We start from the raw sequence: 10,303 nt of genomic DNA on the forward strand, positions 1-10,303 counted from the left end.
CACGTGCCGACGCAAGCCGATCACGGAACGTCACTCTTTCGAGGTAGGCGGCTTCAACTCGCCTACAGACCCGGTTGGTTGGGTCGGATCAAACCAGCCCAAACCCCATGGAAGAGCTCGAAGCCCGGGGCTTGAGCCCCGGGCCGAACTGCGAATGGCGGGTCAGAGCGAAGGATCAGCCGCCTGGCTGCACGGGCGGGCTGCTGCGGCCCCGGCCGCCCAGTTCGGCGTCGAAGGTCTCCTGGGCCACGCGCATGGCCTCCGCGTACCGGGGCTCACGCAGCCGGCTCCACATCTCCTCCTCGGGCACGTCCTCGACGTGCGCGACCACCCACCAGATGTTGCCGAAGGGGTCCTTGACGCGTCCGCCGCGTTGTCCGAAGGCGTGGTCGGCGGGGGCGGTGAGGACCTGGCCGCCTGCCGTGACGGCACGCGCGAACGTGTCGTCCGCGTCGGCGACGAACACCCGCAGCAGACTGGGCATGACGGGCCAGTCCGGGCTCCGGTCGAAGGCCAGCACGACGGTGTCGCCGATCCGGATCTCGGCGTGCCCGATCGAACCGGCCTCGGTGGGAACCCGCCCCAGCTCCTCACCCCCGAACGCCTCGGTGACGAAGTCCAGGAACGCCCCGGTGTCGTCGGTGACGACCCAGGGCGCGACCGTGGTGTGACCGTCCGGTGCGACGCTGTTCCGCTCGGGCATCGCGGTCTCCTCGGTGGTGTCGGGAAATGTCACCGCCGACCATAGGAACCGCTTAGGACGCAGAGTGTCCTACTTGGCCGGGGTGCGTGCTCCCAAGGGGCCGCCGATCTCCTGCTGCATGACCTGGCCCGCTTCGAACTCCAGGGTTTCGTCGCCGATGGTGGCCTGGTCGGTGTCCAGGCCGTCCAGTTCCTCCAGGGGCTGGTTCAGGCGGACGTGGATGAGGATGGACTGGAGGGCGCGCAGGACCGCGGAGGCGGTCGGGCCCCAGTTGGAGAAGTAGGAGAACTGCCACCACCACAGGGCCTCCGTGGTGCGGCCCGCGCGGTAGTGGGCCATGCCGTGGCGGAGGTCGGTGACGATGTCGGCAAGGTCGTCCGAGAGGCGGGCCGGGACGGGGGCCTTGCGCGGCTCGTAGGGGTCGAAGACCTCGGAGTAGACGTCGATGGGGTCCAGCAGCCGCGCGAAGTTCTCGCGGAGCTGGTCGACGTCCGGTTCCGGACCCATGTCGGGCTCGTAGCGCTCGTCGGGGACGATGTCCTCGTGCGCGCCGAGGCGACCGCCGGCCAGCAGGAGCTGGGAGACCTCCAGAAGGAGGAAGGGGACCGCCGAATCCGGCTCGTCGCCCTTGGCCACCTCCGTGACGGCCACCAGGAAGCTCTCCACCTGGTCCGCGATCTGGACCGCGAAGTCGTCCGGGTTCAGCGTCGTGTCGTGCAGCGTGGCGTCAGACATCTAGGAGTCGTCTCCCCTCGAAGGCGCGGCCGAGGGTGACCTCGTCCGCGTATTCCAGGTCGCCGCCCACCGGGAGGCCGCTGGCCAGGCGGGTGACCTTCAGGCCCATGGGTTTGATCATGCGGGCGAGGTACGTGGCCGTCGCCTCGCCTTCGAGATTGGGGTCCGTGGCCAGGATGAGTTCGGTCACCGTGCCGTCGGCCAGGCGGGCGAGGAGTTCCCGGATGCGCAGGTCGTCGGGGCCGACGCCCTCGATGGGGCTGATCGCGCCGCCCAGCACGTGGTAGCGGCCGCGGAACTCCCGGGTGCGCTCGATCGCGACGACGTCCTTCGGCTCCTCCACCACGCAGATCACCGTGGGGTCGCGGCGGGCGTCGCGGCAGATGTTGCACAGTTCCTCCTGTGCCACGTTGCCGCAGGTCGCGCAGAAGCGGACCTTCGCCTTCACCTCCAGGAGGGCCTGCGCCAGACGCCGTACGTCCGTGGGCTCGGCCTGGAGGATGTGGAAGGCGATCCGCTGCGCGCTCTTCGGACCGACGCCGGGCAGTCGCCCCAGCTCGTCGATGAGGTCCTGGACCACGCCTTCGTACAACGGACTGCCCTTCCTGGAGTCTTTCGGTACGTACCGTAGTTGGCTGCCGCCTGTCCTAGGAAGGCGGTACGGGTGTCTGGTGGGCGACGAACATCAGAACGGCGAGATCAGAACGGCAGACCCGGGATGCCGCTGCCGCCGCCCAGGCCCTGTGCCAGCGGGCCCAGCTTCTGCTGCTGGAGTGTCTGCGCGTTCTCGTTGGCCGCCTGTACGGCCGCGACGATCAGGTCGGCGAGAGTCTCGGTGTCCTCCGGGTCCACCGCCTTCGGGTCGATCTTCAGCGCGCGCAGTTCGCCGGAGCCGGTCACGGTGGCCCGCACCAGGCCGCCGCCCGCCTGTCCGTCGACCTCCGTGTTCGCCAGCTCCTCCTGGGCCCGTGCCAGGTCCTGCTGCATCTTCTGGGCCTGCTGGAGCAGCTGCTGCATGTTGGGCTGGCCACCACCGGGGATCACGATCAGCTCCTGGGTGTCGATTCTCGGTTGTCCCGTTGTGGATGAGCCTACGTGGTCGACGCAGCCATCGCCCCGCCACTCTTTCGAGTGAGAATCAGCGGGGGTCTATACCTGATCAAGCGCCACTTCCAGGCGGAAAAGTGGCGAAAGCCAAGCCTTCGCCACCCATTGGGCGGTAGGAAGGGTTCCCGTCGTCAGCATCCATGGTCAGGTCCCGTGCCGTGGCCGGCGTCATGTTCAATGCCATGGCCCGTGTCACGGAACGTGACCGGTCGGGATCAGTAAGGGAGTGCCGGGTGGGTCAGCCGGAGATGCAGCCCGAGGGACCGCCTCAGGACGGGCGGGGCGAGGGTGCGGCCGGACTGCGGCCGGGTGATCTGACCGGCCGGGCGTTCCCGCTCGGGGACTGGGGCGAGCCGGCCGAGCGGCTCGACGAGCTGTACCGGTGGGTGGAGCGCGGGGCGCTGGAGACGGCCGAGTGGTATCTGGCGGACCGGGTGTGGAAACGGCGCGGGGCACGGGCGCTGCGGAGCGGGGCGGCCGTGGGCGCGGTGCTGGGGGCGGCACTGCCGCTCCTCGACCTCACCGGGGTGGTCGGCGGGGTCGCGCCCTGGGGGTATCTGGCGCTGCTGACGGCGGTGGCGTGCGTCGGCGTGGACCGGTTCTTCGGGGTGACGTCGGGCTGGATGAGGGACATGGCAACCGCGCAGGCGGTGCAGCGGCGGCTCCAGGTGCTCCAGTTCGACTGGGCGTCGGAGAGCGTGCGCGAGGTGCTGGGTCCCGCGGAGGGGACGGCGAGCGAGGCGGCGGAGCGGTGCCTGGGGGTGCTGCGGAGGTTCTCGGAGGACGTGACCGAGCTGGTCCGTACCGAGACGGCCGACTGGATGGTCGAGTTCCGGACGGGGTCGGCGCCGCTCGCGATCCAGGCGGCGGTGGCGGCGGGGCCGCGGGGGGACGCGGGGCATCTGAACGGCCGGTACCCGCCACTGCCGCCGAGCACGAACGGGACCCGGCCGAACATGCCGAGACAGCGCCCGCCGGAGCCGAGGTGAGATGAGGTGAGGAGCCCGCGTCGCAGGTCGGCTGCGGGTGCGCGGGGGTCACTCGCGCAGTTCCCCGCGCCCCTGAAGGGGCGCGGGGAACTGCGCGAGCAGCCACGGCGGCCCCGCGGGCGACGTGCCCCGCCAGGGGCGCGGGGAACTGCGCGAGCAGCCACGACGGCGCCGCGGACGGCGTACGGCGTTCAGCCCCCCGACGGCGGTCTCGACGGCGCCCCCGACGGCGTCCCCGACGGCGCGCCCGTCGTCCCCCGTACCTCCAGGAACGGGGTCACCAGGTCCAGCTCGGCCGGCCGTTCCGGCTCCGCGATCCTCGCCAGGAGACGTTCGGCGGCCCGGCGTCCCACCTCCTCGCTCGCGTTGTCCACCGTCGTGAGCCACAGGTGCCGCAGCCGGGAGAGGTACGTGTTGTCGTACCCGACCAGGGACAGGTCCCGGGGGACCACCAGCCCCGTCTCCTCGGCGGCCGACAGCGCGCCCACGCACGTCATGTCGTTGACCGCGAAGATCGCCGTCGGCCGGCGGGCCCCGCTCAGCAGGCGGACCGTCGCCCGGTAGCCGCCCTCCTCCGTCAGGTCGCCCTGCGCCACCGCCGCCGAATCCGCGAGGCCGTGTGCGCGCATCGTCGCCTCGAAGCTGCGCCGGCGCACCTCGCCGACCGCGCCCTGCCCGGCGATGTGCGCGATGTGCCGGTGCCCCAGGCCGATGAGGTGCTCGGTGGCGAGGCGGGCGCCCAGCTCGTCGTCGTTCGCGACGATGTCCACGGACGGCAGGACCGGCTCCCTGGTGCCGGCCACCACCGTGGGGACGCGGTCGGCGGCCGTCCGCAGCATCCCGGGGTCGGGCAGTGTGCCGACCGCGATCAGGCCGTCCACGTGCAGTTCGGTGAACGTCTGGGTGAGGTCCTCGCCGAGCCTGCGGTTGAGGTGCCCGTCGGCCAGCAGCATCCGCAGCCCGGCGTCGTAAAGCCGCCGGTTGAGGCCGTCGAGGAGTTCCACGAACCAGGGGTTGCGCATGTCGTTCAGGAGGACGCCGACCGTGCGGGTGCGGCGCTCACTCAGGCTGCGGGCCGCCGCGTTGGGCCGGTAGCCGAGCTCCTCGACGGCCGCGAGGACCGCCCGCCGCTTGTCCTCGCGGACCCCGGCCGCGCCGCGCAGGACCAGGGAGACCAGCGACTTCGACACGCCGGCGCGCGCGGCGACGTCACGGATGGTCGGGGCGCTCATGCCGTGGACCGTTCCACACTCACCCGAGCATTGTAAAGACGCCCGTATGTCTTGACATCAGCGGAAGCACGCCCGCATCGTGAGCGGGCAACCTCTGGAACGGTCCAAAGAAGGGCAGCCATCGTGAGTACGCTCGGCGTCGCCGTCGTCGGATTCGGCTGGATGGGACGGGTGCACACCCAGGCCTACCAGCGGATTCCCCACCACTTCCCGCAGCTGCCCGTACGGCCCGAGCTGGTCGCCGTCGCCGAGGAGGTGCCGGGCCGGGCCGAGGAGGCCGCCGCCCAGTTCGGGTTCGCGTCCACCACCCGCGACTGGCGTGAGATCGCCGCCGACCCCCGGATCCAGGCCGTCAGCATCACCGCCCCGAACTTCCTGCACCGCGAGATCGGCGTCGCGATGGCCGGCGCGGGCAAGCACATCTGGATCGAGAAGCCGGTCGGCCTGACGGCGGCGGACGCCCGCGCGGTGTCGGAGGCAACGGCCAAGGCGGGCGTGCGGAGCACCGTCGGCTTCAACTACCGCAACGCGCCCGCCGTCGCGTACGCCCGTGAGCTGATCGCCTCCGGTGAGCTCGGCACCGTCACGCACGTCCGCGTCCGGCTCTTCAGCGACTACGCGGCCCACCCGGACGGTGCCCTGACCTGGCGGTACGAGCGGGCGCGCGGCGGTGGCGGGGTCCTCGGCGACCTGGCCTCGCACGGTGTCGACCTGGCCCGCTTCCTGCTCGGTGACATCACCGCGCTCACCGCGGACACCGCCGTCTTCATCCCGGAGCGTGCCCGGCCCACCGGTGCCACCGCCGGTCACACCCTCGCCACCGGCGGCGAACTCGGCCCGGTCGAGAACGAGGACTACGTCAGCTGTCTGCTGCGCTTCGCCTCCGGCGCCCGCGGTGTCCTGGAGGCCTCCCGGGTCTCGGTCGGCGAGCAGAACAACTACGGCTTCGAGGTGCACGGCACCAGGGGCGCCGTCTTCTGGGACTACCGGCGGCTGGGTGAGCTCGGCGTCAGCCGCGGCACCTCCTACCAGGACCAGCCCGTCAGCACGGTCTTCGTCGGCCCCGGCCACGGCGAGTACGCGGCGTTCCAGCCCGGCGCGGCCAACGCCATGGGCTACGACGACCTCAAGGTGATCGAGGCGTACAACTTCCTGCGGTCCGTCGCCGAGGGCACGACGTACGGCGCGACCCTGGAGGACGCCGTGCACAGCGCGACCGCCCTGGACGCCATGAGCCGCTCCGCCGAGCAGGGCACGTGGGTGAGCCTGGGATGAGCGTCGTCCGGATCGGGGTCGTCGGCGCCGGGAACATGGGCGCCGACCATGTGAACACGCTGCACCGCTGGGTGTCGGGCGCCGCGGTCGTCCTCGTCGCCGACCTCGACAAGGGGCGGGCGGCCGAGGTGGCGGCGGCCGTACCGGGGGCACGGGCCACCGACGACCCCCTCGCGCTGATCGCCGCCCCCGAGGTCGACGCCGTCGTCATCGCCTCCCACGACAGCACCCACGCGGACCTCGCGATCGCCGCCGTCCGGGCCGGGAAGCCGGTCATGTGCGAGAAGCCGCTCGCACCGACCGCGGCGGAGTGCGTAAGGGTCCTCCGGGAGGACCGCGCGGACTTGATCTCCGTCGGTTTCATGCGCCGCTTCGACCCCGGCTACGTCGAACTCAGGGCAGCCCTCGGCGCCGGTACGGCCGGTGCTCCCCTTCTCGTGCACTGCCGGAGCCGGGGGGTGTCCTCCGCGCCCGGCGCGACCGACGAGTTCAGCGTCACCGGCTCGGCGATCCACGAGTTCGACACCGTGCCCTGGCTGCTGGACTCACCGGTCGTGGAGGTGAGTTGGCATGCGGCCCGGCCCACCTCGGCGGCGACCGGGCTGCGCGACCCGCAGCTGATGCTGCTGCGCACCGCCGACGGTGCGCTGACCACCGTGGAGACCTTCCTCAACGCCGGGTACGGCTACGACGTCCGCTGCGAGGTCGTCGGCGAGCACGGCACGCTGGCGCTGACCGACCCGGCCCGGCTGGTGTCCGACACCGCCCGTACCCGTGCCACCGGCTACCCGGCCGACTGGCGGCCGCGGTTCGCCGACGCCTACCGCCTGGAGTTGCAGGCGTGGGTCGACGCCGTGGCAGCGGAGCGGCCGGCTCCGCTGGCCACCGCGTACGACGGGCTGGTGGCCTCCGCGGTCGCCGAGGCCGTCATCGCTTCCATGCACGCCGACGGCCGTACGACCGCCGTCCGGGTCCCGGAGGTCTGAGTTGCCCACGCCCCGCACCGGGCCGCCCGCCTTCCCCACCGCACTCCCCGCCCCGCGCACCCCGGACCCCATGGCGGCGCCCGCCCTGCGCTGGGGTGTGCTCGGCACCGGCTGGATCGCCGAGCGGTTCGTGCGCTCGGTCCAGCGGCACACCCGGCAGCGGTTCACCGCCGTCGGCTCCCGCGACGCGGCCCGCGCGGGGGAGTTCGCCGGCCGGCACGGCATCCCGGCCTCCTACGGCTCGTACGAGGAGCTGGTCGCGGCGACGGACGTCGACGTCGTCTATGTGGCGACCGAGCACACCGCCCATCTCGACTGCGCGAGGCTGGCGTTGGAGGCGGGCAGGCACACCCTCGTGGAGAAGCCGCTGGCCCTGGACGCGACCGAGGCGACGGAGCTGGCCGAACTGGCCGCCGCCCGAGGCCTGTTCTGCGCCGAGGCGCTGTGGACCTTCTTCCTCCCCCGCTTCGACGTCGTCCGGCAGATCCTCGACTCCGGTGTCCTCGGCGACGTCCACTCCGTCCTCGCCGACCACGGTGAGCACTTCGCGCCCGGCCACCGCATCCTGCGCGCCGACCTCGCCGGCGGACCGCTCCTCGACCTCGGCACCTACCCGGTCTCCCTCGCCACCTGGGTGCTCGGCGAGCCCGCCGAGATCCTCGCCGCCGGCCAGCCGCACCCGGCCGGCGTGAACGGCCAGCTCTCCGCCGTCCTGCGGGACGGCGACGGCAACCAGGCCGTGGTCCACACCACGCTGTTCAGCGACACCCCGACCACCGCGACCATCGCCGGCAGCCACGCCACCCTCACCCTGCCCGGCCCCTTCTACCAGCCCGGCGACGTCCACCTGACCCCGGCGGGCGGCGGCCCGGCCCTGACCTACTCGGAACCGCGCACCGCCCACGAGGCCCTGCACTTCGAGGCGGCGGAAGTGGCGAGACGCGTGGCGGAAGGACACCGGGAGTCGCCGCTCCGCCCGCTGGAGGCGTCGATCGTCACGTTGCGGGCGATGGACGGCATCCGGCGGACGTGCGGCATCGAGTTCGCACCGTGAGGGCGCTCACGCGCACAGCCTCATTCCCACCGGCGTGTAACAGGGCACATGCCCGTACGACCGGATCACTTCCTCGCCGTTGCCCTTGCTGACGTACGACAGGAAGCTCGACGCCAACGAGTCCGCCGGCGGCTGCCCGTACGTGTACGCGTACTCGATCTCCCGGTACGGGTACGGGCTGCTGCCGCGCTCGATCGCCTCGACCGACGGGGCGTCGCCGTCCAGGGAGAGGACGTGCAGCCCCTTCGCGTCGGCCGCCACGTTCAGCTCGGCGTAGCCGACCGCGCCCTTGAGCCGGGCCACCTCCGACAGCACCTGGTCGGTCGAGTCCAGTTCGCAGCGGATCACCTTCGCCGTCGGGTCGTCCTTGTGGACGCAGTCGACGGACGAGTTGGCGATCTCACCGCGTCCCAGCACCCGCCGCTGGAAGACCTGCCGGGTACCGGAGTCGGCGTCCCGGCTGACCAGCACCACCGGCAGGTCTGGGCCGCCCAGCTGCCTCCAGTCGGTGATCTCGCCCCGGTACAGCCGCCGTACGTCGGCCGTGGAGAGGTCCGTCAGTTTCACGGCGTCGTTGACGACCAGCGCGAAGACCACCAACGCGACCGGTTTCTCCTTCAGTTCGGGCATCCCGGCGGGCTTGGGACCGTCCGAGAGGGCGATCAGCGGCGGTGAGCCCTTCTTCTTCCGGGCCGCCCCGGCACTGTTCAGGTCCCTGATCCCGGCCGTGGAACCGCGGGCGTCCACCTGGATCGAGGCCCCCTCGCACTCCTTCTCGTACTTCCCGGCCGCGTCCGCCATCACCGGTGCGAACGCCGTCGAGCCGTAGACCCGCAGCGAGCCCTTGGCGCAGCCCATCGGCGGCGGGCTGTCGTCGCGGACCACGACGATCGTGGCGAGGGCGACGACGCTCAGTGTCAGCATGATGGTGATCAGCCGGGAGGCGCGGCTGAACAGGGGGGTCGCGTCGTCCGGGGTGGCGCTGCGGTTGGTGTGCAGCTCGCCGTCGTGCAGGCCGCCGATGAGCCGTATCTCCCGGCCGACGTCACCGCCGGAGAGCAGCACGAGCAGCTTGAAGTGCTCGCCCGCGTTGAGCGGGACACGCGGGATGCGCAGGGTGTTGCCCGAGTAGCCGAAGCCGCGCTCCCGGGTGAAGTGCGGCATGAGGTGGTCGCTGTCGGTCGGCTGGGTGACCGAGACACCACGGATCGTCCGGTCGGTGAACACCGCGGTGAGACCGTGCAGTTCGGGACTGGTGTAGTCGTCACGGCCGATGCCCTGGGAGCCGTCGTTCTCGATGCGCAGCAGTACCAGGGTGGCGTCGGCCATGTCCGGGGCCTCGTCGAACAGGCCGAGGCGTCTGCCGATCCGCCCGGAACGGACGTCGTCGCCGATCGGGTTGTCCATCTGCACGCGGTAGCCGATGCGTTTACGGCGTGGCACCCGGCGTTCGTACCAGAAGATGCCCGCGGAGGCGACGATGCCGGCGACCGCGGTGCCGACGGCCACGATGTTCTCCGCGCTCAGCCACTCCATGTGGGTGCCCCCGCCACTCCCCGGAGTCGAATGGTGGGGTCACCGTAAGGGGCGGGGAGGGGATGCGAAGGGACAAAAGGGGCAGCTGTCCCGATGTTCGCCGAACGTTCAACTACCCCTTGACCGTGCTGAGTTCAGTCCTTGCCGTACGTCAGGCTCTCGTCGCCGTTCTTCGTCGCCCGCTTCAGCCTGCCGTCCGACAGCAGGGTCACCCGGGTGGGCTCGCCCGCCGTGCACGACGTACGCGGCTTGCCCGCCGTGACCTTGGAGGGCCCTATGTCCAGCGGGCCGTCCGAGCCCGGGCGTTCGGCGAGCTTCGCGGTGAACTCGCAGTGGTAACCGGGGCCGTCGGCGACCAGGGTGAGGACCGTGTCGCCCACCGCTCCCTGGCGGATGGTCAGTTCGCGGGTGTTGTGGCCGGTGGAGTTGTCTATGGCGGTGGTCCAGGTGCCCAGGAACGCGGTCGGCACCACCGGATGGGCCGACGCGGAGGCCGACGGGGTGGGCGTGGGTTCCCCGGACGTGGTGGGGGCGGCGGCCGAGGAGGTGGGGGTGGGTCTTCCGGCCGCCTTGTCGTCGTCACCGCTGCCGTTGTTCATGAGCGCGTAGACCGAGCCGCCCGCGGCCAGCATCACGATCAGGGCGACGGTGACGAGCAGGGCGGTGGAGCGGGTGCGGTGGGGTTC

10 protein-coding genes and 1 pseudogene are annotated in these 10,303 nt (G+C 71.8%); 4 read left to right on the top strand and 7 right to left on the bottom strand.

What is annotated here, in order from left to right:
* Positions 1 to 175 precede the first annotated feature (175 nt).
* The 4 genes from AAW13_RS35730 to AAW13_RS35745 form a co-directional block, all read right to left on the bottom strand.
* Positions 176 to 703 carry a VOC family protein gene (locus AAW13_RS35730; protein WP_046732254.1) on the bottom strand — a complete coding sequence of 176 codons (528 nt, stop codon included), beginning with the start codon at positions 701 to 703 and terminating at the stop codon, positions 176 to 178.
* Positions 704 to 772: 69 nt separating this feature from the next.
* Positions 773 to 1,438 carry a DUF5063 domain-containing protein gene (locus tag AAW13_RS35735; protein WP_046732255.1) on the bottom strand — a complete coding sequence of 222 codons (666 nt, stop codon included), beginning with the start codon at positions 1,436 to 1,438 and terminating at the stop codon, positions 773 to 775.
* Positions 1,431 to 2,030, bottom strand: coding sequence for a recombination mediator RecR (gene recR / locus AAW13_RS35740; protein ID WP_046732256.1), 600 nt, complete (start codon positions 2,028 to 2,030; stop codon positions 1,431 to 1,433). The genes AAW13_RS35735 and recR overlap by 8 nt, the downstream gene beginning before the upstream one ends.
* Positions 2,031 to 2,137: 107 nt before the next feature.
* Positions 2,138 to 2,482, bottom strand: a complete 345-nt coding sequence (locus AAW13_RS35745; protein WP_063777090.1) for a YbaB/EbfC family nucleoid-associated protein — start codon at positions 2,480 to 2,482, stop codon at positions 2,138 to 2,140.
* Between the two features lie 296 nt (positions 2,483 to 2,778).
* Here AAW13_RS35745 and AAW13_RS35750 point away from each other — a divergent pair, with 296 nt between their 5' ends.
* Positions 2,779 to 3,534, top strand: a complete 756-nt coding sequence (locus AAW13_RS35750) for an SLATT domain-containing protein (RefSeq protein ID WP_046732258.1) — start codon at positions 2,779 to 2,781, stop codon at positions 3,532 to 3,534.
* A 191-nt stretch (positions 3,535 to 3,725) separates the two neighbouring features.
* Here the strand turns inward: AAW13_RS35750 and AAW13_RS35755 are convergent, their stop codons facing one another.
* The gene (locus AAW13_RS35755) at positions 3,726 to 4,766 is read right to left on the bottom strand and encodes a LacI family DNA-binding transcriptional regulator (RefSeq protein ID WP_046732259.1); all 1,041 of its coding nucleotides are present in this window, start codon (positions 4,764 to 4,766) and stop codon (positions 3,726 to 3,728) included.
* A 120-nt stretch (positions 4,767 to 4,886) separates the two neighbouring features.
* Here AAW13_RS35755 and AAW13_RS35760 point away from each other — a divergent pair, with 120 nt between their 5' ends.
* Genes AAW13_RS35760 through AAW13_RS35770 form a run of 3 tightly spaced genes read left to right on the top strand, consistent with a single transcriptional unit; the run spans position 4,887 to position 8,081 of the window.
* On the top strand, positions 4,887 to 6,041 hold the full coding sequence (locus AAW13_RS35760) for a Gfo/Idh/MocA family protein (protein WP_046732269.1): 1,155 nt from the start codon (positions 4,887 to 4,889) through the stop codon (positions 6,039 to 6,041).
* On the top strand, positions 6,038 to 7,027 hold the full coding sequence (locus tag AAW13_RS35765; RefSeq protein WP_046732260.1) for a Gfo/Idh/MocA family oxidoreductase: 990 nt from the start codon (positions 6,038 to 6,040) through the stop codon (positions 7,025 to 7,027). Before AAW13_RS35760 ends, AAW13_RS35765 begins: the two co-directional genes overlap by 4 nt.
* A 1-nt stretch (position 7,028) precedes the next feature.
* On the top strand, positions 7,029 to 8,081 hold the full coding sequence (locus AAW13_RS35770; RefSeq protein WP_240528830.1) for a Gfo/Idh/MocA family protein: 1,053 nt from the start codon (positions 7,029 to 7,031) through the stop codon (positions 8,079 to 8,081).
* A gap of 6 nt (positions 8,082 to 8,087) precedes the next feature.
* Here the strand turns inward: AAW13_RS35770 and AAW13_RS35775 are convergent, their stop codons facing one another.
* Positions 8,088 to 9,617 carry a substrate-binding domain-containing protein gene (locus tag AAW13_RS35775; protein ID WP_046732261.1) on the bottom strand — a complete coding sequence of 510 codons (1,530 nt, stop codon included), beginning with the start codon at positions 9,615 to 9,617 and terminating at the stop codon, positions 8,088 to 8,090.
* 134 nt (positions 9,618 to 9,751) lie between these two features.
* Positions 9,752 to 10,303: pseudogene (locus tag AAW13_RS46160) on the bottom strand (serine/threonine protein kinase); the annotation flags it as partial.

It is taken from the genome of Streptomyces humi, from assembly GCF_001005085.2.
GTDB lineage: Bacteria > Actinomycetota > Actinomycetes > Streptomycetales > Streptomycetaceae > Streptomyces > Streptomyces humi.